General features: G+C 48.3%; 21 protein-coding genes. 10 read left to right on the top strand and 11 right to left on the bottom strand.

Translation table 11 applies throughout. From position 1 onward, the window contains the following. Positions 1–64 precede the first annotated feature (64 nt). The 11 genes from BLQ88_RS03980 to mnmE form a co-directional block, all read right to left on the bottom strand. Positions 65–1,261, bottom strand: coding sequence for an ATP-binding protein (locus tag BLQ88_RS03980; RefSeq protein WP_090146933.1), 1,197 nt, complete (start codon positions 1,259–1,261; stop codon positions 65–67). 112 nt (positions 1,262–1,373) lie between these two features. Beyond that, positions 1,374–1,925: a hypothetical protein gene (locus tag BLQ88_RS03985; protein WP_143016792.1), complete on the bottom strand. Its 552-nt coding sequence runs from the start codon at positions 1,923–1,925 to the stop codon at positions 1,374–1,376. An 8-nt stretch (positions 1,926–1,933) separates the two neighbouring features. Beyond that, positions 1,934–2,455, bottom strand: coding sequence for a hypothetical protein (locus BLQ88_RS03990; RefSeq protein WP_090146936.1), 522 nt, complete (start codon positions 2,453–2,455; stop codon positions 1,934–1,936). Then, positions 2,448–3,146 (bottom strand): P-loop NTPase family protein, encoded by a 699-nt coding sequence (locus BLQ88_RS03995; RefSeq protein ID WP_090146938.1) that lies wholly within the window; start codon positions 3,144–3,146, stop codon positions 2,448–2,450. The genes BLQ88_RS03990 and BLQ88_RS03995 overlap by 8 nt, the downstream gene beginning before the upstream one ends. Then, positions 3,143–3,499: a hypothetical protein gene (locus BLQ88_RS04000; RefSeq protein WP_090146940.1), complete on the bottom strand. Its 357-nt coding sequence runs from the start codon at positions 3,497–3,499 to the stop codon at positions 3,143–3,145. Before BLQ88_RS04000 ends, BLQ88_RS03995 begins: the two co-directional genes overlap by 4 nt. Positions 3,500–3,722: 223 nt before the next feature. Further along, positions 3,723–4,931 carry a VapE domain-containing protein gene (locus BLQ88_RS04005; RefSeq protein ID WP_229212563.1) on the bottom strand — a complete coding sequence of 403 codons (1,209 nt, stop codon included), beginning with the start codon at positions 4,929–4,931 and terminating at the stop codon, positions 3,723–3,725. A gap of 102 nt (positions 4,932–5,033) precedes the next feature. Further along, positions 5,034–5,372: a helix-turn-helix domain-containing protein gene (locus BLQ88_RS04010; protein WP_090146942.1), complete on the bottom strand. Its 339-nt coding sequence runs from the start codon at positions 5,370–5,372 to the stop codon at positions 5,034–5,036. A 50-nt stretch (positions 5,373–5,422) separates the two neighbouring features. Continuing rightward, positions 5,423–6,607, bottom strand: a complete 1,185-nt coding sequence (locus BLQ88_RS04015; protein ID WP_090146944.1) for a hypothetical protein — start codon at positions 6,605–6,607, stop codon at positions 5,423–5,425. Positions 6,608–6,611: 4 nt separating this feature from the next. After that, positions 6,612–7,739, bottom strand: a complete 1,128-nt coding sequence (locus BLQ88_RS04020; protein WP_090146945.1) for a tyrosine-type recombinase/integrase — start codon at positions 7,737–7,739, stop codon at positions 6,612–6,614. Continuing rightward, positions 7,739–8,089 (bottom strand): helix-turn-helix domain-containing protein, encoded by a 351-nt coding sequence (locus BLQ88_RS37510; RefSeq protein WP_090146947.1) that lies wholly within the window; start codon positions 8,087–8,089, stop codon positions 7,739–7,741. The genes BLQ88_RS04020 and BLQ88_RS37510 overlap by 1 nt, the downstream gene beginning before the upstream one ends. A 257-nt stretch (positions 8,090–8,346) precedes the next feature. Beyond that, positions 8,347–9,714, bottom strand: a complete 1,368-nt coding sequence (gene mnmE / locus BLQ88_RS04030) for a tRNA uridine-5-carboxymethylaminomethyl(34) synthesis GTPase MnmE (protein ID WP_090146949.1) — start codon at positions 9,712–9,714, stop codon at positions 8,347–8,349. A 173-nt stretch (positions 9,715–9,887) separates the two neighbouring features. On the opposite strand from mnmE, the gene BLQ88_RS04035 reads away from it, so the two are divergent. The 10 genes from BLQ88_RS04035 to BLQ88_RS04080 all read left to right on the top strand — a co-directional run bounded on the left by BLQ88_RS04035 (position 9,888) and on the right by BLQ88_RS04080 (position 22,465). Then, positions 9,888–10,469 carry a 7-carboxy-7-deazaguanine synthase QueE gene (locus BLQ88_RS04035; protein WP_176884891.1) on the top strand — a complete coding sequence of 194 codons (582 nt, stop codon included), beginning with the start codon at positions 9,888–9,890 and terminating at the stop codon, positions 10,467–10,469. Beyond that, the gene (locus tag BLQ88_RS04040) at positions 10,469–12,373 is read left to right on the top strand and encodes an OmpA family protein (RefSeq protein ID WP_090146951.1); all 1,905 of its coding nucleotides are present in this window, start codon (positions 10,469–10,471) and stop codon (positions 12,371–12,373) included. The genes BLQ88_RS04035 and BLQ88_RS04040 overlap by 1 nt, the downstream gene beginning before the upstream one ends. A 175-nt stretch (positions 12,374–12,548) precedes the next feature. Next, positions 12,549–13,511, top strand: coding sequence for a thioredoxin-disulfide reductase (gene trxB, locus BLQ88_RS04045; protein WP_090146953.1), 963 nt, complete (start codon positions 12,549–12,551; stop codon positions 13,509–13,511). A gap of 79 nt (positions 13,512–13,590) precedes the next feature. Further along, positions 13,591–14,664, top strand: coding sequence for a M23 family metallopeptidase (locus tag BLQ88_RS04050; RefSeq protein ID WP_090146955.1), 1,074 nt, complete (start codon positions 13,591–13,593; stop codon positions 14,662–14,664). A gap of 12 nt (positions 14,665–14,676) precedes the next feature. Continuing rightward, entirely contained in the window at positions 14,677–15,405 is a 729-nt protein-coding gene (gene bshB1, locus BLQ88_RS04055; protein ID WP_090146956.1) for a bacillithiol biosynthesis deacetylase BshB1, read from the top strand. A 90-nt stretch (positions 15,406–15,495) separates the two neighbouring features. Continuing rightward, positions 15,496–16,065 carry a peptide-methionine (R)-S-oxide reductase MsrB gene (gene msrB / locus BLQ88_RS04060; protein ID WP_090146958.1) on the top strand — a complete coding sequence of 190 codons (570 nt, stop codon included), beginning with the start codon at positions 15,496–15,498 and terminating at the stop codon, positions 16,063–16,065. A gap of 230 nt (positions 16,066–16,295) precedes the next feature. After that, positions 16,296–17,495: a DUF4856 domain-containing protein gene (locus BLQ88_RS04065; protein WP_229212564.1), complete on the top strand. Its 1,200-nt coding sequence runs from the start codon at positions 16,296–16,298 to the stop codon at positions 17,493–17,495. An 85-nt stretch (positions 17,496–17,580) separates the two neighbouring features. Next, positions 17,581–18,705 carry an imelysin family protein gene (locus tag BLQ88_RS04070; protein ID WP_090146961.1) on the top strand — a complete coding sequence of 375 codons (1,125 nt, stop codon included), beginning with the start codon at positions 17,581–17,583 and terminating at the stop codon, positions 18,703–18,705. Positions 18,706–18,714: 9 nt separating this feature from the next. Then, a complete protein-coding gene (locus BLQ88_RS04075) occupies positions 18,715–20,064 on the top strand; it encodes an HTTM domain-containing protein (protein ID WP_090146963.1) in 1,350 nt (449 codons plus the stop codon). After that, positions 20,045–22,465 carry a TonB-dependent receptor domain-containing protein gene (locus BLQ88_RS04080; RefSeq protein ID WP_090146965.1) on the top strand — a complete coding sequence of 807 codons (2,421 nt, stop codon included), beginning with the start codon at positions 20,045–20,047 and terminating at the stop codon, positions 22,463–22,465. Before BLQ88_RS04075 ends, BLQ88_RS04080 begins: the two co-directional genes overlap by 20 nt.

A 22,465-nucleotide genomic window follows, 5' to 3' on the forward strand; every position in this document is an offset into this window, starting at 1 on the left:
TCGAACTACCGACTTTAACTCGGTAGTTCGATATCAATGCTACACAGAAAGAGAACAGGAAAAATCAGTACAGCATCCCAAACATCCAAAGCGGAATCTTATCACTGTACCCCACTTCAAGCCCATCAGCAGCTACATAAGCATTCTCAATACCCGCGAGCTGTTGCCTGGTTTTGTTCGCCCCTCCCACTTCAACTGTTACCTTTCTATCCAATTTGAAGTCTCCCTTCTCCGTGTATTCAACTTTATGCAGCGGCTGAACCTGGCTTAGGAAAAAGCTTTCACGCAATGTTCCTATATCCGGACGACTCTGGTGCAATGCGAACTGAAGATTCGGATGACTTAGATATACCTTCTCAGGTTTCTGCAATCTGGTAATGCCAAAGCTGTCCCTATGTAACAACATCAGTACGCCTAGCTCTTCCAGATAATGCATATACTCTACTACAAGTGCCCGACTCGTATTCAGCGTTTCACTAAGTTTGCTGATGTTTGGTTTCATGGGAACGCTTTCGGCTAGCACGACAAGTAGTTGTTTCAGCTTGTCAACAGAAGCATAACTTATCCCGTAAACCGCCGGTAAATCCAGTTCTAAACTGAGCTGAATTGTTTCGGTTAGCTTCTGTGGGTAAACATCTTTATTCTCCAAAAAGTAGGGATAGTATCCGTGTTGCAGATAGTCGTTCCAGTGAGCCAGCGGTTTGATTGTCTGCGTGAGATCCAGCGCTATTTGCGTGTGATTGTTCAAAAGATCTGGCAGAGTTACCGCAGACCACGACGCAATCTGTTGGATTTGAAGAAATTCACGGAACGAGAGTCCATGCAAATGATACATGACAGCACGGCGACTCAAATCACCTTTGCTGCGTTCCAGATGCATAATGGATGATCCTGTAAATACAATCCGTAAATCAGGGAAGTCATCGTAAAGGTTTTTGATTTCCTGCGACCAATTGGTATATCGGTGAACTTCATCCAGTACCAGTAACCGCCCGCCAGTTCGGACAAACGCTTCGCTTAGATCGTAAAGTCGATGCGCACTGAAATAAAGATCGTCCAGGCTGACGTATAATGATTGGCCGGTTGGTAGCGCTGTTTGCTTTAAATATTGCAGTACTAGGGTTGTCTTTCCAGCACCACGAGCGCCCTTAATGCCGATCAATCGATTTCGTTCCCAGTCGATCTGATGGATGAAGTCACGGACGAATTTAGTTGATGTGCGTTGTAGCTTAGGCAAGAATTTTGTAAAAAGCGTTTCCATAGTGTTATTTGTGAATTACAAAATTACCACAATTCTGTAATTCACAAATAACACTTTAATAGACGAACAAAGTGGGATAGAAAGACTTATTTCAACTACCCTGTCATTTCAGTTAGTCAATGTCTAGGCCGTGACTTGCACAAAACTCTTCCAGTTCAGCCACAATTTCGGAAAGATACACATGCCAAAGAGAGACATCCTTCGAAGTTATCGTGGCTGCTTGATGAGAGGAAATTGTGTGTATCAACTTGGATAGAGAGCGTGTTACCTTTGGAACAACCGCTTCACTTACAACCACCTCATTAATATTATAACGGGCATGACGGACTAATTTCTTCAAGTTGGCGGACATATCGATAAAATCCTGGCTGAGCAAAGCATTGTATTCAAGCCGCTTTGCTATCATTGTCAATACCCCGCTAAACTTTAACAGATTGGTCATTTCGGATCTTACTGCCGGATCGACCGCCATCAATAAGCGCACTGTCTTCGTGGCAAGCAACTTCTCTCGCAAAAACACGCCAAAAACATCTACATAATCCTGGCATTCGCTTCGTAACCGCTTTATTTCTGAAGGAGTAAGCATAACCGTCACATTCACGCGCTTTTCATACTCAGGCAACCGTGGACGTCCTCCTTTTTTTCTAAACTTCTTTTTTTCCATATCCATCACTATCTGCCCAGGGGTACAAGTATGCGTTTCTTTTTACCTTCAAATACATATTCCTTACCGATCAGGATGTCGCCGGCTTTCTTGTTCGCTAATGACAGAGTTAGGTAATACTGCCCCTCACGTTGCACAATCTCGCCCTCCTGCATTAGGATTCGGTACACTCTCACATTCTCGTAAGATTGAGCAATATCCTTGATCGATTGATACTCCTGAGTACTTGTCTTATACCAGAAAAATAACACTGCAACCAGGCTACACATTCCGGCAAGCGGAGCAGACAAACCCAGGCCCAGCTTAAAAGCCTCTTGCGACGAGTTGAAACTGACCTGATAAGTTTTGCCTTTCACGCTGCGTGCTGCCTCCTCAATTTTATCGGCAGACTTCTTCACTGATTGGTTGAGACCCATAAAGCGCTCACTGATCTCAGTCATGACCATGGCGGACCAATCATCCATTTCAATTCCGTACTTCGCCGAAAACTGTCCCTTGATTTTCGTTACGAATTCTTTGGTGCTACTCATTGCCGAAGTGTTCGTTAAGTTCCTTTTTCAGTCTGATGCGCGCACCAGGTGTATAGTCCGAAAGGGCAAAGCCTTTCCGGATGCCGTCCAAGACCTGGCCGCCCAGCAAAGTGGAAGGCTCGAAATCGCCGAACCGGCGGTATCGCAATCCCATCCGTTTGCAGTTCCCGGCCAGCTCCTTGGAAAGTGCAGGGAATTGATTGAAGCTGGTAATGTTTTCCCAAACAATTGTCTCGAACTTACTATCGACGACAGATACAAGCTTTTGGAGGTAATCCACCGATGCTTTGTACGCTCCCCCACCGCCAATGATGATGTTGAACGCCACAGTAAAGCCCAATTCGTCGCAGAACTCCTTAAATGGAATGTCGCGTTGGATAAGTGCCGGAATTTGTTCGGATTCAGGTGCTCCGAAATCCATGTAAATCCGCTCAAAGTTACTTTCCGAAAGGCTTTCCATATAACCCAGGAACTTATCACGCACGAGAACATCACGGGCATCTAAAAGTGAAATGGTCTCCAGTCTTTCCGGGCCCAGAAATTTTAGCTGCCTTGTTGAAGTCTGCGTCGAGCTATCCACATCTACGAAAAGTGAATGCTCTTCCGGAACTGATAATGCACGGCAATAGGTATGAAGACTCTTCCCTACCCCGCCCTTCGATTGCAGGGTAAATTCAATAATGCGACTCATGTTTTAGAAAATTTAGATTTGACAATTTGATTTTGAATAGCGTCCAAATCATCCGGATCTGACCATTGGATGGGCGAATTGGAAGCAACTGATTTTTCGCTCGGCTCTCTAGGAGATGCCCGCGCAGGTGGGAGCCGTTTGGCGACTTTGACTTTATCCTTGAAATAGAACCGACAGTATTTGATGTCTTCCGCCGACACCAGCTCTGGGCTATGCAAGTCATCGTTCACCAGCTTCGCGATGAAGACCGATGATAATCCCTGGTCAAAATACTCTTGATAAAGGCTGTATAAAATCCGCCTTCGTTTACGATCCTTTTTTTCGAAAAGGCTGATTAAAATTTCGCGATTCATGACAAAAGTGTAAATAATTGAAAAACGGTGCTACTACACCTACTACTTACTACAAATCGAGACAACAATTTGACTATGAGATCATTAAACTTATAATGTCGAATTATGCATCTTACTACATTTTAGGTACCACCTTACTACGGACAGATTTGTAGTAAGATGTAGTAAGATCATTCAAGACTATCTTACTACACTTAAATAGCTGATAAAAAGAGCATTAACCCTATTTGTAGTAAGTAGTAAGATCATTATAGGAAATATAGTATCCTTTTACAGGAAAGAGCTGATTCTCGTGTCCACGCCGCTGCGTCTGAACAAAGCCAAGAAACTTCAATGCCTTTCCAACTTCGACTGGATTGATCTTTAACTTCCCTTCTGTTCGGCCTGTGAGAGTTTCGCATAAATCAGTGGCCGTGAAGAACTGATCGTGCTGCTCTTTGGTGCCTGGGGAATAATACTTCTGGATCAGTTCAAATTCCACAGTTGTGGTTTTATACTTGCTGTTAGCCAGCTCATTATCCTGTATTTCTTGAACGGTCATTTCATACCTAAAACCAACTTTGTACAACTGATAGGCCTGCGACCAAACCAGGTTGATATCAATTTCGGTCTTGTAAGCCCAGTCAATATGACGGACACCGAAACACAGCCACCTCACGCTTCCAGTTTCATCAACAAGAAACTCAGCTTTGTTGGTTGAACCCCAGACAGATGCACGCCTAGGTTCCATTCTCGGCCTTCGGTCGTATGGGTGACGCACCTTTATATACGACTTACTCATCAGCGTTTTCTGAGCATTGATTTCCGTTTTAGAAAGCGTTGACAATTCGTCCTGAATGACCGCAAAATTTTGGCAGAGCGCAATGAGGCTATCCTTATCTACCGAAATATTTTCGACCTGGTAATCTTTCAATGGCTCTGGGATCAGGAATCTTGTCAATGTTGTCTTGCCGCTATTCTGAGCGTCCTGGACAAAAATCAGTGCCTGCTTATTGAAGTAGTCATCATCCAGCGCGCAAACTACGCACCTGACCAACCACTTTTTGAACTGGACTGTAAAGCGCTCAGGATCATCAACATGGATGTAGCCAGCAAACCGTTCAATATAATCGCCATGTTCCTGCTCTCGCCATTGCTCTGCCACCGAATTGAAATAACTTTCAAATGGATTGGTTCTGGGAACATAGTCGGAACATAGGAAAGTATTGATCTCGGCCACGCTCGTTTTATGTCCGGCTTCACGCGCCTCTATGTATAAGGTGTTCAGATTTACACCGAAATATTCACCATGCCCTTTGTCACGCACAAAGACTTCGTTCAAAATGACATTGTAAAGGAAGTCGTATTTCGATGAAAGGAACCTGATCATATTTACGGTGGCACTCTTCGAACTCGGACCAATGGATTTTATTCCTTGATACTTTTTCATCATTCTGTTCGGATATTGATTCTCGAAAACAGAAATGGTATATTTGACTCACCACAAGTTAAATACCATTTCCAAGTGTAGCAGCGAATCCTTCGGGGTTCGCTTTTACTTTTTTGCTCTCCGATAGTCGTTACCCACAACATATCCACGAGCTTCTTCCTCGATTTCTTCGACCGTCTTCCTTCTCCCCGTTCGAAGCCATTTCAAAAGTTCATCCCGCGAAAAGTACAGGCGTTTCGACTTTTTCATGACGGGTATCTTGCCTGATGAAACCAGGTTGTAGACCGTCGGCTTTGCCAGGTTTAGCAATAAGACTGCTTCGTCAATAGATAGCAGATCAGGCGTGTTTTGCGGTATGGGCTGAGCGCCCTTGGAGGTTAATTCGAGGACAAGAGACTCGATTCTATCAAGTCTCTTGTCGATGATACTGAAAGGATTTTCCATTTGCAAAAAATTTGTTTTTGCAATGGTATGGGGTTTTTGTTATCGTTTTTTCATTTTTGTAATGGTAGTAAAAATTGTATTTCACTTTTGTATTTTTCACTTACTTTTGGTAATTGACTCTTCGGCAGACTTCGAAAATTCTTCCTGTGCTTCTTGAAATCGAACCCCAAAAAGTTCTCAATTACAAGGCCTAAATATTTTTCACTCTTGCCTTTCTTGCTGTCATAACCTTTGGCAACCGATCTAATCTTAAATCGATGAAAGATGTCAAGCGTTACGCCAATTTCGAATCTATCGAATGCGATTTTTCCAGCTGCCGGACATCCCAAAAATCCAACTCTCAGAAAAGTGATAAAATCCTGCTTTGATATTTGAGGAATATCGCGCCCACACGATGAGCAGCACATAACTATAAAATATTCGATCACATCGCGCATCGGCATATCATTGAATTGATTAGGTTGGACAGAAATTTCAGTCAATTCTTGGCGAAACTGGTTCTCTGAATAAGTGCCATTTATGTCAAGACCATTCGCTACCGTCTCGAAACTTGGGTTTGCATTAATATCTGTCTCATTATTGCTCGTTAAAACTTTACGAGCTTGTGCGCTCTCTTCCTCCGTTTCTAATGTCTTCAATCGCCGAGATTCATCATGGTCAATTTCAGCATGGACCGCAGCAATGCTTGTCCCCTCTTGTGCATTTGGCGCATTGAACTTATGAAACTCACCTTTGATGATACTATTTTCTAACCGCTTGAAAGCTTCAAAATCATCGATAGGTGTTTCTTGTAAATGAATAATGTAATGGCTGGTTGTCAGAGCACGCATTGTGTGAACGAAATTCCATCGTAGTCCCCTCATATAAACCCAAATCGCAGCAGGCACAAGCCAACATGCCGCGCCGCATACTAAGTACACAGCTTCCCATCTTTGTTCGTCTAGTCCATTCCAGAAACTTGATTTAAAGAATAGAAAACAACCTGCGAGAAACAAAAGCCGATCCAACCAATAAATAACTCGGTTAATTCGCTGATGACGTGCAGTATGAAATACCGCAAAAAGATCAGGCGATCGGTCATTAGCCTCGTACAGCCTTAGGCCGATTGCCAAATATCTGAGTCTTGATGCCAAGTCTGTTCGTCGGTCGAATGCATAGAAGTTCTCTTGCAGTTCATACTGGTTTATATTTAGCCCTTGTTCCACTGGAACAACTCCTTTATCGTTGTAATCCATTCGTTTATAGTTTAATACGACCAGCCGCCTCTATCTTCTTTTTGTCAATAACCTTCGTATATATCTCGGTCGTCTTTAAATGACGATGACCCAGCAATTTGGAGACTGTATAAATGTCTGTTCCAAGTGTCAGTTGGAGCGTGGCGTAGGTATGTCGGAAACAGTGAAAGGTTATCTTCTTCGTTATGCCCGCCTTCATAATCCACCGTGCGAGCTGCAAATTGGTATGAGCCGAATATTTTAGACCTTTGAATACCCGTTCGTTATCATCTTCTCTTTCTCCCATCTGTTCAAAGGCCTGTTCAGGAATGTGAAGCGTTTCCGCGCCTTTTGTCTTTTGTTGTGTGAAGCGAATGAAGTAACCATCCATTTCCGAATGCTGGACCTCCTTCCAGGTTAACTTGATCATGTCCGACCAACGAAGTCCAGACAATGCCGAAAAAATAGCTGCACGTTTCAAAACCGGGTGTTCACATTCCGTTTGGTATACCTCCTTCAATTCTTCCAAGGTCAGAAACTCGCGATGCGATTCCCCTTGCGGGACGCCTTTCACGCGAAGAATTGGGTTTACTGCAAAAAGCTTGTCCTCAAATGCTTCCTTCACACAAGCCCGGAATTTATTAAAATAGGTGTATTTGGTGTTTTCAGAAAGTCGCGAGTGCTCCGATTTTTGAGATTTGACCGTCCCGAGAAACGACTTAAAGCCCTCACAAAATTTCTCATCCACCTGGCCAAATGTGCATTTGCCTCTCGTATAAAGCAGAAGATATTTGTATGTTCCGTACCAATTATCATAGTTTCCTTTCGACTTGTTTCGCTTGATCATTTGCTGCTTAAAGTAGGCAAGGAAATCACGTTTTGAATTCAGCCGGTCGGCGAAGTCAAAGTTCTGATTTATGAATTGAATTTCGCGTTCAGAACGGATACTCTCGGCCTTTGCTTTGCTGATACGATTGTATTCCCTCTGTTGCGGATTAGCAGGTTTATCATAGAGGTATATTTTTAAAAACTCCCGTCGCGTCTCCTTTCCGGTCTCGGGAATGTAGATAGCCGGATAATAATCCAAATACAAACTCCTCCGGCCATCGGCCAGTGCTTTCTCCCTGAGTTTCACGCTTCTTGTACGTTCCATTATATAAATAGTTTGTCTATTGAATGTCTGGCAATCACCACCCGGCGGCCCAATTTAACTGATTTGATCTTTTTGTCACCGATAAGTCGCCACAGTGTGGTACGACTAATGGTAAGCAGTTGACATGCGTCCTTAACAGACAGATATGCCTTCGCGCCAAGATTGGCGGTAGGAATTTGCCGTTTTTCTACCGTCTCCTTTTCGCTCTTCTTAACCTTCGCATCTCGCTCCCGCTTTTTGTAGTTCCTCCGGTTGCATCTCAGCGTACAAAAACGCGTCTTGGTCGTGCGTGCGGTAAATTTTTTTCCGCACTCCTGGCATATCCGGACTGTTTCAATTGTCGAGCTCATATCCTACTGATCGCCAACGTTTCACAATGTTTCCTTACGTTTCTTGATGTTTCAGTTTGTTTCATAATTTCCCCCCTAAAAGCCAAAAATTTGTACCTTTTTGTACCTCGTACTAAATATACCAGAAAAGGTACAAAAAGGTACAAAACAAATCGGTAGCAAGAAAAATCAACAAAAAACAAAAAACCGCATCAGATTGCTCTAAATGCGGTTTTTATTCATTTTACTTATAAGTACTTATCGGTATTTATACCCTATTACTTCCCGATACAAAACTTCGAAAAAATATTCTCCAACAAATCATCCGTAACAATAGTCCCCGTAATCTCCCCCAAATGATGCAGCGCCAACCTAATATCCTGCGCCAGAAAATCCCCGGTAACGCCCAAAGAAAGCCCATTCAAAACATCAGTAAGCGAATCAGACGTTTTGAGCAAATGCTCATAATGCCGCAAATTAGTCACCACAGTGTCACCCGCAGCCTGCCCATGCACCAATGAAACAAGTTTCGAAGTCAATGCAGGTAAATTCTGTTGCGTATGCGCGGAAATAGGAACAATATCCGATGTATCGGAAACCAATTCAGAAGCCAGCAAAGGATTAATATCCGTCTTGTTCAACACAAAAACCACTTCCTTCCCAGCAGGCAGCAATGCCGCCAATGCACGGTTTTCTGCCAATGTCTCCGCGCTGTCGAAGAGGAAAATCACAATATCAGCCTTGTCCATCGCCGCTTTCGAGCGCTCAATACCGATGGATTCGACGACGTCGGTAGTTTCCCGAATGCCCGCAGTATCGATAAAGCGGAATTTCAACCCATCCAGCACTATGGTATCCTCAATCACATCCCGCGTAGTACCCGCAATCGCAGTCACAATAGCCTTCTCTTCATTCAACAATGCATTGAGCAATGTAGACTTGCCCACATTAGGTGAGCCGATAATGGCGACCGGCACACCTTCCTTAATCGCATTCCCAAAGTCAAATGAGCTGATCAGCGGTTCGATGGTCGCAAGTAAAGCGTCGATGAGGCGGCGCAAATCGTCGCGTTCGGCGAATTCCACGTCCTCTTCGCCGAAATCGAGTTCGAGCTCTATCATCGAAGCGAAATGGATCAGTTCGGAACGCAACGAGGCGAGCTTTTTGGAAAAGCCGCCGCGGAGTTGGTTCAATGCAGTTTTATGGCTGGCTTGGGAGTCGGCGGCGATGAGGTCGGCGACGGCTTCGGCTTGCACGAGGTCGAACTGGCCATTGAGGAAAGCTCGTTGGGTGAACTCGCCGGGTTTCGCGATGCGGGCGCCTTTCGTAATGAGTACCTTTAATATCTGACGGATAATGTAGTCGGAGCCGTGGCAGGAAATTTCGACGGAATCTTCTTTGGTAAATGAACGCGGCGTTTTGAAAACGGTGACGAGCACTTCGTCGATGATTTCTTTGCCGGCGGTGATGGTGCCGAAATGCACGGTGTGGGATTCGGCTTTTTCGAGGTTTTTACCTCTGAAAACGCTGTTGACCATGGAAATCGAGCCCAGGCCCGACACGCGTATAACGCCTATCGCGCCCACGCCTGAGGGCGTCGCGAGCGCGCAAATCACTTCCTGCTGATGTATTGCTTCTGAATTCATAACTGCAAATATGCTACTATTTGAGAGAACCAATATCCCGCGCAGGAAGTTTGAATTTTGTACCTTTACGGGATTTTTCCGGCGCCAAGGCGTGTTACACTTTTTTCAACATTAAGATTATCAAGATTTTGCTTACCGAAACTTTGCCCATCGTTACCTCTGAACTTCCGGTGATGGAAGCCTTCTACACCCTGCAGGGTGAAGGCCAGCACAGCGGTCGAGCCGCGTATTTCATCCGCCTCGGCGGCTGCGATGTAGGCTGCCACTGGTGCGACGTGAAGGAATCGTGGGATGCGAGTATTCATCCCAAATTCAATATCGATGCCATCGTGGAAGGCGCATTGCAGTATGCCGGTCGTTTGGCGGTAATCACCGGTGGGGAGCCATTGATGTACAATCTCGACGAGCTGACTGGCGCATTGCAAGAGGCAGGCTTCAAAACCAATATCGAAACTTCGGGGGTATATCCGTTTACGGGGCATTGGGATTGGGTGTGTTTTTCTCCCAAAAAATTCAAAACGCCGCATCCCGACATTTACAAAAATGCCGACGAGCTGAAAGCGATCATATATAATAAAAGCGATTTCGAATTCGCAGAGGAACATGCAGCCAAAGTCTCGCCCGATTGTACGCTCCTGCTCCAACCCGAATGGAGTAAGCAGGACGCGATGTTGCCTTTGATAATTGACTATATCAAAGACAATCCCAAATGGAAAATGTCGTTACAAACTCACAAGTTTATGAACATTCCATAATGCACCGGATTATTCTTTTCTGCTTCGCAATAAGCCTTTTTACCCTCCAATCCGTTTCAGCTCAGGACGTTACATTATCCAGAAAAGCCCGGGAAGTATACGAAAAGGCACAAAAAGCCTGGCAGGAAAGACGGCTTCCCGAAGCGACCGAGCTCTTCGAAAAAGTGCTCGAAATAGAACCAAACAGCTACGATACGCATCTGCGGCTGGCGCAGGTGAATGAACTGCAACGAAAACCCGATCTGGTTCGCAAGCATTACTACAAGGCCATCAGTCTGCGACCCGATGCGCCACAATCCGCACCGGCATTACAATGGATCGGTCGCGACCATTTCAATGTGCAGCGCTATGATTCGGCGCAGTTTTACTTCGAAAAGGCATTTGCATTGTTTCCTGCCAAATCCAGTTTGGGCAGGCTGGCGGAAAAGTCGGTGGCATCGTCGAAGTTTGCACAGCAGGCGGTCAAAAACCCACTTCCTATCGAGAAAAAATCAATGGGCGACACGGTGAATTTCCTCGGAACACAGTATTTCCCGGTGATGACCGCCGACGACGAGACATTGATTTTCACCGGGTTAACCGAAAACCGCGACGAGAATATCTATTTTACCAACCGCATTAAAGGCGACGGTTGGGACGTACCCGAGGAAATTTCCAAAGCGATTAATACCACCAATAATGAAGGTACCTGCACGGTTTCCGCCGACGGCCGCACGCTCGTGTTTACAGCCTGCAACCGACCCGATGGCCATGGAAGCTGCGATTTGTACATTTCCCATAAAGTAGGAAAGGAATGGAGCCAGCCCACCAACCTCGGGCAAGAGGTGAATTCACGTGAATGGGAATCGCAGCCATCGCTTTCCGCGGACGGGCACATGCTCTATTTCGCGTCCGATCGCAAGGGAGGCGTGGGTAAGCGCGATATCTGGGTGACGCACCTGGACGACAAAAAGCAATGGACCGCGCCCAAAAACCTCGGCCCGATGATCAACACCTCCGACGACGAGAATGCACCGTTCATTCATGCCAATGGCCGCACATTATTCTATTCTTCCAACGGCCTGCCGGGAATGGGCGGTTTCGATATTTTTATTTCCCAAAAAACAGATACGGTATGGTCGGCGCCTTCCAATATCGGCTATCCCATTAATACGGTTTCCGACCAGGTAGGTTTGTTTATCGCGTCCAATGGCGAGAATGCCTATTATACTGATGACAATACGGAAAAAGGCGGCGGGCGCTCATTGATCTATACTTTCCGGGTACCCGAATCGCTGCAAAAGATCATCACGCCTGCGCGGTATGCGAAGGGTAAAGTTTTTGACAAGAAAACAGGGACGGTACTGGCTTCGGACATCGATCTTTTTGACCTGAAAACACAGACAAAAGTCGGTTCATTTACTTCCGATAGTCAGAATGGCTCTTTTCTGGCGGTTTTGAACAATGGTGGTGAATATGCATTCTATGTTTCAAAACCGGGTTATCTGTTTAAAAGCCTTTCATTTTCGGTTGATAATGAGCAATCGTTTATAGACCTTGAAATCCCGCTGGAAGCGATCGAGAAGGACCGTGTGGAGGTTTTGAATAATATTTTCTTCAAAACAGGAGAATATGTCCTCGACGACAAATCAAAAGTAGAGCTCGACAAGCTGGGCGACTTTCTGAACAAGAACAAAACCATTAAAATTGAAATATCCGGCCACACCGACGACGTGGGCTCCGACACCGAGAATATGGCGCTTTCGCAACGCCGGGCGCAGTCGGTACAATATTATCTGCAACAGTCGGGAATTGCGGCGGACCGGATTTTGGCCAAAGGTTATGGCGAAACAACCCCCAAAGCGCCCAACGATTCGGATGAAAACCGGCAGAAAAACCGAAGAATCGAGTGGCGCATCCTGTAAATGCATTTGCATAACGGGCTGAAATTTTGCACTTTTGTCAGTCTGCCTTTGTTGTACCAACAGGTACAGAAAGGCAAAATTCACTTTCACACACGAAGATTTGCCTTACCTGGCACCGCTGGAAAACCCAGCTAATCCATAGAACAATCGTCATTAACAGTAGTTTTATATTAACATGTCATCCGAGAAAGTCTCTTGCTTAATTATCGGCTCCGGCCCTGCCGGTTACACAGCCGCCATATATGCATCCCGCGCGGGATTGAATCCAGTACTTTACCAGGGCGCCCAACCGGGTGGCCAGCTGACCATCACCACAGAAGTTGACAACTACCCGGGCTACCCCGACGGCATTACCGGCCCTGAAATGATGATCAACTTTGAAAAACAGGCTAAACGCTTTGGTACCGACGTCCGTTACGGCCTCGCTACTTCTGTTGATTTCACGGGTTACCCGCATAAAGTGATCATCGACAACAAGCACGAGATCACCGCCGATGCTGTCATTATTTCAACAGGTGCCTCTGCCAAATGGCTTGGGCTGGAAGGCGAAGAACGTTTGAATGGCCGCGGCGTATCCGCCTGTGCGGTTTGCGACGGTTTCTTCTTCCGTAACCAGGACGTGGTAGTAGTAGGTGCCGGCGATACGGCCGCCGAAGAAGCTAGCTACCTGGCAAAACTTTGCCGCAAAGTATACCTGCTCGTTCGCCGCGATGAAATGCGCGCGTCGAAGATCATGCAGAAACGTTTGGAAACATTACCGAATATCGAAATCCTCTGGAACACCGACACCGTGAAACTGAACGGTGAGGAAGGGCTGGAATCGGTATTGGTTAAAAATAATAAAACGGGCGAGGAGCAACTTTTGGAAGCAACCGGTTTCTTTGTTGCGATTGGCCACAAACCGAACACGGATATTTTCAAAGGTTATGTCAACATGGACGAAACCGGTTATATCCAGACCATCAAAGGAAGCTCCTGCACCAACATCAAAGGCGTATTCGCTTGCGGTGATGCTCAGGACAATGTCTACCGCCAGGCCATTACCGCCGCGGGAACAGGTTGTATGGCGGCACTGGATGCTGAAAGATTCCTTGTGGAACGGGAAGTGGACGTTATTATCGAAGAAGAAGCCGCTTAAAATCAATCGCACAACCCCTAAAAGGATCAGGCTACGCTGGATACTAACCACCAGCGTAGTCTGATTTGGTATTATACTTATGAAAGTAAAGCTTATTGTCTGTTTGCTAATGGCCGTGTGTCTGATCTCCTGGAACACGCAAGCGCAAGAGCGAGGAAAATTCCGAAGAAACCCCAAGATCAACCAGTCGGGCAACAATGCCAACGAGGGCCCAACCACCAAAGCCACGCCTCAGCCTGAGGACGAATACGAGGTAGAAACCTCCAACCTCAAATTCCAGAGCCAGTTCGAGCCGGTCAAACCGCTGAACCCCGTCGTGAATGAAGATACCACCACCATTGACGAAGGGGAAACCGAAGTAGTGATCGCCGAAGATTCTGTGCTTGTAGCGGATGAATGGGTAAAGGCTGCCGAATATTACGTGATCTGGGACGCCCGCACGATTAACCCCTACGGCCTCAAAGCGGAAGATTTTGACGAGCCGGTAGACCTCAAACTATACGACCAGGCGGCCAACCGCATGTGGTCTGTTCCGTTGGATAAGACACCTGTTACCTCGCATTTTGCCTACCGCTGGGGCCGCTGGCACAATGGTACCGACCTCGACCTTGAAACGGGCGACTCCGTTCGTAGTACTTACGACGGTATGGTGCGGATCGTGGCCTGGGACGGCAGCGGTTACGGACGGTTTGTGGTAGTGAGGCATTATAATGGTCTGGAAACCCTTTATGGGCACCTTTCCAAACAAATGGTCGAGTCGGGCCAGTTGGTGAAGGCGGGTGAAGTGATTGGCTTGGGAGGAAATACCGGTCGCAGCTCGGGTTCCCATTTGCATTATGAAAACCGTTACGAAGGCAATCCCTTCGATCCCGAGCATATTTTCGACTGGCCGGGTACCGCTATCAAATCCGACCATTTTCTACTCACCAGCTCTGCTTGGAGCCATATTCGCGGCAAATCCAGCAAGGGCGAGTTTGAGGCGGGCGACGCCCCCAAGGCCTATTCCCGTTCCATTTTGCACAAAGTACGCTCGGGTGATACCCTGGGCTCCATCGCTTCACGTTACGGCGTAAGCATTTCATCCATTGCCCGCAAAAATCGTATGTCGACCCGCACCACGTTGCGGATCGGACAGAAACTGCGCATTAAGTAATCCGAAACTATCATGAAATTAGATATTCTTGCCATCACAGCCCACCCCGACGACGTGGAGCTGTGCTGCGCCGGTACATTGCTCGCGCAAATGGCGCTGGGTAAAAAAGTTGGTATTGTCGATCTCACAAGAGGCGAACTGGGCACCCGGGGCACCCCCGAGGGCCGTATTCAGGAAGGTATCGATGCCGCTCGTATTCTTGGCATAGAAGTCCGTGAAAACGTAGGCCTGGCTGACGGTTTCTTCAAAAACGACGAAGCACATCAAAAAGCGATTATCCCTTTTATCCGTAAATACCGCCCCGAAATTGTCATTACCAATGCCATCGACGACCGCCACCCGGATCACGGCCGCGGTGGGGCGCTCGTAGCCGAAGCGAGCTTTTATTCTGGTCTGCGCATGATCAAAACATTCGACGAGCAGGGTGACGAACAGGAAGCATGGCGTCCGAAACACGTTTTCCACGCCATTCAGGACCGGTATATCAATCCGGACTTCATTGTCGACATTACCGATTTTCACGACAGGAAGATTGAGGCCGTCAAAGCATTCAAAAGCCAATTCCACGTACCTGAGTATAAGGGCGAAGGCGAGCCTCAGAGCTACATTTCTTCTCCTGAATTCCTGCAATTCATCATCGCACGCGCACGGGAAATGGGCCATGCCGTCGGCGTGAAATACGGCGAAGGCTTCACGACCGCGCGTAAGCTGGGCGTTCGCGACTTGTCTGTCTTCATTTAATTAACATTTATTGTGATTTAAATGCGGGAATTTGTTTGACCGATACGCGTGTTTTCATCGTATATCTTGATAAATCAGATCTAACAACGCATGAAAAACATCCTCATGGCCGCCATCGCGGGAATATTTGCCCTCACGCTGCAAAACTGCTACGGGCAATCTTCTGCCGACCAGGGCAAACCGGCCGCCAAAGCACCCGAATATTCGCGTACCGAAACAGCGCCCGTCAAAAAAAGCAACGACGACTGGCAGAAAGTCCTGTCGCCGGAAGTGTACCGCGTGGCACGCCTCAAAGGCACCGAGCGGCCATTCACCAGCGAGTATGAGCATTCGAAAGAGATCGGTACATTTTACTGCGCCGTGTGCGGCAACCCACTTTTCAAAAGCGACGCCAAATACGAAAGCGGCTGCGGCTGGCCAAGTTTCTTCGAACCGATCAGCAAGAAATCCATCGTGGAAGCGGCGGACAACAGCCTGGGAATGCACCGTATCGAGGTGATGTGCGGCCGCTGTAAATCGCATTTGGGGCACGTTTTCGACGACGGCCCGCCTCCTACCGGCCTGCGCTACTGCATCAATGGCGTAGTACTGGATTTTGAAAAGGCCAAAACCGCCGAGAAAAAATTTAACAGTAAGAAAAAGCCCGAAAGCGGAAGCTAATCCAAGCGCTTCGGATTTAGTGAGTACAAAAGGACATTCCTCGGAATGCCGGGCCAAACGCCTCGCATTCAAAGAGGAATGTCCTTTTTGTTTTTCCTGTCTGAAAACTTTTTTTAGCTCTTAGTCTTATAATTTGTTCCAATTCTAAATAATATCTATGTTTGCCAAGGTTTATAATTATTCTAAATAAACCGATCAGTTATCCCTAACAAAAACGCTTACTGGATCAAATGCTACACTACAATTTCAAGTTGCGGGCTATGCTGCTCGCCTCTGTCGTTGCGTTCGGACTTGTCTCTTGTTCAGATGACGACGAACCGACACCTCCCGCACAGCAAGACCTTCGCACAAAAATCGACTATGCGAAAGTAACGCCTACTACGCCCTACAAAGCCCTTTTCATCGACGCCAAAGGGGATACTACTGCTGATACGAAGTCGGGTACCGACCGTTACAGAATGTTCCAGGCATTGAACTACTACCTCGGCAGCGCAGTACGCGATTCGGCAACGCTTGACGCCACGGTGATGAAAAACCTGTTTGCGAATAGTGGTAACCCGTTCAAGGACATCAAATCGGGCGCCGTTTTGGTGAATGGCAATGATCTGAATGCCTCAGGTGTTCAGCTTCGCAGTATAACGGCATCGTCCAAATCTGCCGCAGAAGCGGAAACCAATCGCGCTGCATTGGAAACCTACTTTACGCAAATCGCGGAAGCCAGCAAATCCGTGAAGGCGAAAGCTGAGAAAGGCAAGGCCGGCAAACTCGGCAACTACCTGGTGGATTCAAAGGGAATCGAAATCGCCCAGATCATTCAGAAAGGGCTTATCGGTGCATTGCAGCTCGACTACATTGGTAATATCCAGCTTGACAAAAACCTCGAAGCCGACAATAAGACTTTGGTTTCAGGCAAAAAATACACTGCACTGGAACACAACTGGGATGAAGCATTCGGTTTGCTGACACCGAACCCGATTTTCCTCGAAGGCGCGACGGATGCTGCCAAAGGTGCAAAAGCGACTGAGTCGTTCCTGGGATCTTACCTGTGGGAATACAACAAGGCCAGCTACGCCAAAATCCACACAGCATTCCTGAAAGGCCGCGTGGCGATCGTGAATAATGATAAAACGGAGCTGAAAACGCAGGCGACATTCATCCGTACTGAAATGGAGAAGGCAATCGCATCGGCCGCCCTGGGTTACCTCGGCAAGTGGAAAAGCGGTACGGACGACGCAACCCGCGCACACGCCATGGGTGAAGGGTTAGGCTTCATTTACTCGCTCCGTTTTGCGAGCGTCAACGGAGCCGACGCTGCGTTTTCCGACGCAATCCTCCTGGGCCTGATCGGCTCTCCAAACGGTTTCTGGGACCTGACGAACGACAAAATCAACGCAGCTTCCGACGCAATCACCAAGAAATTCAAGCTGTAATAGCCCATATTATCTTTTTTCAAACGGGTGGATCGGCATTTTGCCGGTTCACCATTTGTCGTTTTAAAAACTAACCTCTGATAAGATGAAAAAGTACTTCGCGCTCCTGCTGACATTGCTTTTCCTGGGCTGTTCGAGCGGAAGCGATAAGCCCGGCCCCGAGCCTGCCGACGAAGGGAAAGACCGGTCGGTGATGCTCAAAGCCCTGGCCGAGAACATTATCGTTCCGTCCTACGATCAGTTCAAAACGAAATTCGACCTGATGGCGGAAAAGTCCAAAGCATTCACCGCCAAGCCCGACGCCCAGGCTTTGGGCGAGTTCCGTAATGCATGGGCGGAAGCGTACATAGCCTGGGAGCGCGTGGAATTGTTCGATTTTGGTCCGGCCGAGAAGCAAACGATCCGTAACTTCTTCAACATCTATCCTGCCAGCGAAGCCGGCATTGCCGCCAACATCACCGACCCTACATCGAGCCTCGAAGTACCAGCATCCTACCCTACCCAGGGCTTCCCGGCACTTGATTACCTCATCAACGGCCTCGGCGCCAACGATACGGCCATTTTAGCACAATACTCCACCGATAAAGATGCCGCCAAAAAGCTCGCGTACATCACGCGCGTGATCGCACGCATGGAGTCGCTGCTGGGCAAGGTAATGAGCGAATGGAAAGGCGAATACCTGAATACGTTCGTCAGCAAAACCGGCCTGGACATTGGTTCTTCCACCTCGCTGATGGTCAACGGCCTGGTACTGCATTACGAGCGTTACATCCGATCAGGCAAATTTGGAATTCCATCTGGGGCAATGGCCAACGGAATTCCGGCACCAGAAAAAGTGGAGGCATTATACATCAAAAACATGTCCCAGATACTCGCCCAAGCGGCCCATAGCGCATACGTCGACTTCTTCAACGGAAGGCACGCAGTCACCGGCGAGGCCGGACCGGGCATAAAATCCTACCTGAATGCATTGGGCGCTAAGGACAGCGGTACCGGCAAACCGCTTACTGAGAGCATTAATGCACAATTTCAGGTTGCAGCCGCGAAGCTAGGCGTATTGAAACCAAACCTATACGAAGAGGTCAAAACCAACAACCAGGCCATGAAAGACACGTACACCGAAATGCAGAAGGCTGTGCGCATGCTGAAAGTCGACATGACTTCCGCCATGAGCATTACCATCACCTACACCGACAACGACGGCGACTAGTACCGAACCATGCGGGCATATCTGCAAAAATATACCTCGGCGGCCCCTTTGGCCGCTTTCAGGGCCCTTTTCGGCCTGATGCTGGCGATCAGCACAGGCCGTTTTGTGGCTTTGGGGTGGGTCAGGGAGCTGTATATCAGCCCGCGGTTTTTCTTCCCATTCTATGGTTTTGAATTTGTGAAACCACTCGGCGAATCGACTTACCTGCTATTCGCGGTTTGCGGCATTTCCGCGTTGCTCGTCGCCATCGGCTGGCATTACCGGCTGGCATCGATTGCGCTTTTTCTGAGCTTCACGTACATCGAGCTCATCGACAAAAGCACTTATCTCAACCATTACTATTTTGTGAGCGTGCTTTGTTTCATGCTCGTGTTTCTGCCCGCAAACACCTTGTTTTCGGTAGATGCGCGGCGGAATGAAGCATTGCGCGCCGGGCAAGTTCCCGCCTGGTGCGTCGATAGCGTGCGCATGATCGTTTGCATGCTCTATTGCTACGCCGGCATCGCCAAACTCAACAGCGACTGGCTGCTGGAAGCATTACCGATGAAAATCTGGTTACCTGCCAAAAACGACACGCCGCTGATCGGCCCGCTCTTCAACCATTTGGAAACGGCTTACATTTTCAGCTGGATAGGCTGTATTTATGACCTGAGCGTAGGTTTCCTGCTCTGGAACCACCGCACCAGACCATTTGCTTACGCATCCGTGGTAGTGTTTCATTTACTCACGTCGCTGCTTTTTCCGATCGGCATGTTTCCGTACATCATGATCGTGACGGCGCTCGTATTTTTTCCGGCAGCATTTCACCAGAAAATCATCGACCGCGTCGGTCGGCTGCTCGCATTCCCCCCGGGCGCAATCAGGTCTGCGGCTCATTACCGGTTCCCTGTATGGCTGCAACCTGTCGTTTACGCCATTTTTGCACTGTTTTTTGTATTCCAAATCACCTTCCCATTCCGGTACCTGCTCTACCCCAACGAGCTTTTCTGGACCGAGGAAGGCTACCGTTTTTCGTGGAGGGTTATGCTGATGGAAAAAGCGGGTTACACGCAATTTACCGTCACGGACGCCACCGGGAAACGTCAGATTGTAAACAATAACGATTTTCTCACGCGCTTGCAGGAAAAAATGATGTCGACACAGCCCGACATGATCCTGCAATACGCCCATATGCTGCGCGACCATTACGCGGCGCACGGATTCACGCAACCGCACGTGTACGTGGACTCGTACGTAGCCCTGAACGGACGCACCGGCAAACCATTAATCGCCCCCGACGTGGATTTGGCACAACAAAACGACTCGTTCCGACACAAATCCTGGATTACCCCATTCAACAATGAAATTAAAGGTCTTTAAGTTTTTACCCCTTCTGCTCCTCGTTTGCAGCATTTCCGCAGCCCAAACAAGGCTGTCGGGCCGCATTTTTTCCAAATTCGATAGCACAGCGATCAAAGGCTGCACCATTTTTTTGAACGAAAACCTGGTTACCGTCACCGATGAAACGGGCAAGTTTGCATTCGCGTCGGTCCCGAACGGCAGCTATACGCTTCAAACCACTGCTTCGGGTTATCGTATCGAGAAAAAGCATTTCAATGCACGCGGAAAAGACCTGCATTTCGACCTTTACCTGACCTCCTCCGAGCAAAACCTCAACGAACTGACCGTGAAGGAAAAAGCAGCCGACTTCGGTTTCTCGCGGTTGCGCGGCGTGGAGAGCATGGGGATTTATGAGGGCAAAAAATCGGAAGTGATCACGCCCGATCAGCTGGTAGCCAACCTGTCGACTAACAATGCGCGGCAGGTTTACTCGCGCGTCGCCGGGTTGAATATCTGGGAAAATGAAGGCGGCGGCTTGCAGCTCAATATCGGCGGTCGCGGCCTGGACCCGAACCGGACGGCCAATTTCAATGTGCGGCAGAACGGTCACGACATCAGCGCCGATGCCCTGGGTTATCCCGAGAGCTACTACACCCCACCTATCGAGGCCGTGGGTAAAATACAGATCGTACGCGGGGCGGCTTCGCTGCAATACGGCACGCAGTTTGGCGGGCTGATAAATTTTATGATAAAAAAGCCGGTTCAGGACAAGAAAATCGAGGTGGTAGCGCGGCAGAGCGTGGGCTCTTTCGGTTTTTACAATGCATTTACCAGCGCCAGCGGAACGGTGGGCAAATTGAGCTACTACACTTTTTTCCAATACAAAAGAGCCGACGGCTGGCGGGCAAACTCGCGTTTCAACAACTATACTTTTTATACCGACCTCGACTACAAGCTTTCGGAAAAAACCAGCATCGGCCTCGACATTACCCATATGCATTACCTGGCCAAACAGCCCGGCGGGCTTTCCGACGCGATGTTTGCGGATAACCCGCGCCAAACCAACCGGGAGCGCAACTGGTTCAATGTCAACTGGAATATGGCCGCCGTGCATTTCGACCACCGTTTCAATGCCAGTAACGAGTTCAACCTGCGCATTTTCGGGCTGGCAGCCAACCGGTACTCGCTCGGCTTCCGCCCCAACCGTGTGGCAACCATCGATGATAACAGTGAGCGTGACCTGATCAAAGGCGATTTCACCAATTGGGGCGCAGAGGCACGCTACCTGAAAAGGTATTCCATTGCCAAGAAAATGTCGGTACTGCTCGTGGGCGGTCGCTATTATTATGGCTATAACCACAACTTGCAGGGCCTCGGTACCAAAGGGAAAGACGCCGATTTCACATTCGTAGAGCCCGACCGGTTCATTACCTACGACTACCGCTTCCCAAACCGCAACATTGCCCTTTTTGCAGAAAACATCTTTTACATCAACGACAAGCTGTCCATTACGCCCGGACTGCGTTTTGAACACATTAAAACCACCGCCGACGGCTACTACGGCAACATCGCACGCGACCTCGCGGGTAATGTGATCAATATTTCGAGGACCGACGAGTACCGCACCAATGGTCGGCATTTCCTGCTCGCCGGCGTCGGCATTGGCTACAAGCCCGTCGAGAAAGTGGAGCTTTACGGCAACATTTCACAAAACTACCGCTCGATCACGTTCAGCGATATGCGCATTGCGAACCCGTCGTCGGTCATCGATCCGAATTTGAAGGATGAAAAAGGCTATTCGATCGACCTCGGCGTGCGCAGCCACCAGACTTCGCTGTTCAACTACGATGTGAGTCTGTTTTACCTGAACTACGATAACCGCATTGGCGAAGTACAGTTTTATGACGAGAGCAACCGCGTGCTGCGCCTGAGAAGTAATGTCGGCCAGGCCATTATCATGGGCGTAGAATCTTACGCGGAGGCTGATTTCCTGCGGCTCGCGCGGCCGGAAAATGCCGATTGGAGCGGCGTTTTGTTCGGTAATGTCGCATTCATCAAATCGGAATACAAACACAGTGAGATCCCCGGTGTGCAGGGTAACCAGGTAGAATTTGTTCCTAAAATCAATTTAAAAACGGGTCTGAGGCTGGGTTACAAAAAGTTGAAGGGCTCTTTCCAGCTCACGCACCTCACCGACCAGTTTTCCGAAGCGACCAATGCGGTGGACGGCGGCGTATCGTCGGTAGTAGGGCTGATCCCGGCATACAAGATCATGGATGTGAGCCTGTCGTACGAATGGAAGCGGTTCCGGGCGGAAGGCAGCGTCAACAACCTGACCAACGAAATGTATTTCACCCGCCGGGCAACAGGGTATCCCGGTCCGGGAATTCTGCCATCCGACGGGCGGGGCTTTTACCTGACATTACAGGTCAAAATATGA

The sequence above is a fragment of the Dyadobacter soli genome (assembly GCF_900101885.1).
In the GTDB taxonomy this organism is placed as follows: Bacteria; Bacteroidota; Bacteroidia; order Cytophagales; family Spirosomataceae; genus Dyadobacter; species Dyadobacter soli.

Coding starts and splice junctions, on each gene's coding strand:
- BLQ88_RS03985 (WP_143016792.1), bottom strand. CDS start 1,925: ATGGAAAAAAAGAAGTTTAGAAAAAAAGGAGGACGTCCACGGTTGCCT.
- BLQ88_RS04075 (WP_090146963.1), top strand. CDS start 18,715: ATGCGGGCATATCTGCAAAAATATACCTCGGCGGCCCCTTTGGCCGCT.
- BLQ88_RS04050 (WP_090146955.1), top strand. CDS start 13,591: ATGAAAGTAAAGCTTATTGTCTGTTTGCTAATGGCCGTGTGTCTGATC.
- BLQ88_RS04040 (WP_090146951.1), top strand. CDS start 10,469: ATGCACCGGATTATTCTTTTCTGCTTCGCAATAAGCCTTTTTACCCTC.
- BLQ88_RS04015 (WP_090146944.1), bottom strand. CDS start 6,607: ATGGATTACAACGATAAAGGAGTTGTTCCAGTGGAACAAGGGCTAAAT.
- BLQ88_RS04070 (WP_090146961.1), top strand. CDS start 17,581: ATGAAAAAGTACTTCGCGCTCCTGCTGACATTGCTTTTCCTGGGCTGT.
- BLQ88_RS37510 (WP_090146947.1), bottom strand. CDS start 8,089: ATGAGCTCGACAATTGAAACAGTCCGGATATGCCAGGAGTGCGGAAAA.
- BLQ88_RS04080 (WP_090146965.1), top strand. CDS start 20,045: ATGAAATTAAAGGTCTTTAAGTTTTTACCCCTTCTGCTCCTCGTTTGC.
- BLQ88_RS04010 (WP_090146942.1), bottom strand. CDS start 5,372: ATGGAAAATCCTTTCAGTATCATCGACAAGAGACTTGATAGAATCGAG.
- BLQ88_RS04035 (WP_176884891.1), top strand. CDS start 9,888: ATGGAAGCCTTCTACACCCTGCAGGGTGAAGGCCAGCACAGCGGTCGA.
- BLQ88_RS04065 (WP_229212564.1), top strand. CDS start 16,296: ATGCTACACTACAATTTCAAGTTGCGGGCTATGCTGCTCGCCTCTGTC.
- bshB1 (WP_090146956.1), top strand. CDS start 14,677: ATGAAATTAGATATTCTTGCCATCACAGCCCACCCCGACGACGTGGAG.
- BLQ88_RS04005 (WP_229212563.1), bottom strand. CDS start 4,931: ATGATGAAAAAGTATCAAGGAATAAAATCCATTGGTCCGAGTTCGAAG.
- BLQ88_RS04000 (WP_090146940.1), bottom strand. CDS start 3,499: ATGAATCGCGAAATTTTAATCAGCCTTTTCGAAAAAAAGGATCGTAAA.
- trxB (WP_090146953.1), top strand. CDS start 12,549: ATGTCATCCGAGAAAGTCTCTTGCTTAATTATCGGCTCCGGCCCTGCC.
- BLQ88_RS03980 (WP_090146933.1), bottom strand. CDS start 1,261: ATGGAAACGCTTTTTACAAAATTCTTGCCTAAGCTACAACGCACATCA.
- BLQ88_RS04020 (WP_090146945.1), bottom strand. CDS start 7,739: ATGGAACGTACAAGAAGCGTGAAACTCAGGGAGAAAGCACTGGCCGAT.
- BLQ88_RS03990 (WP_090146936.1), bottom strand. CDS start 2,455: ATGAGTAGCACCAAAGAATTCGTAACGAAAATCAAGGGACAGTTTTCG.
- mnmE (WP_090146949.1), bottom strand. CDS start 9,714: ATGAATTCAGAAGCAATACATCAGCAGGAAGTGATTTGCGCGCTCGCG.
- msrB (WP_090146958.1), top strand. CDS start 15,496: ATGAAAAACATCCTCATGGCCGCCATCGCGGGAATATTTGCCCTCACG.
- BLQ88_RS03995 (WP_090146938.1), bottom strand. CDS start 3,146: ATGAGTCGCATTATTGAATTTACCCTGCAATCGAAGGGCGGGGTAGGG.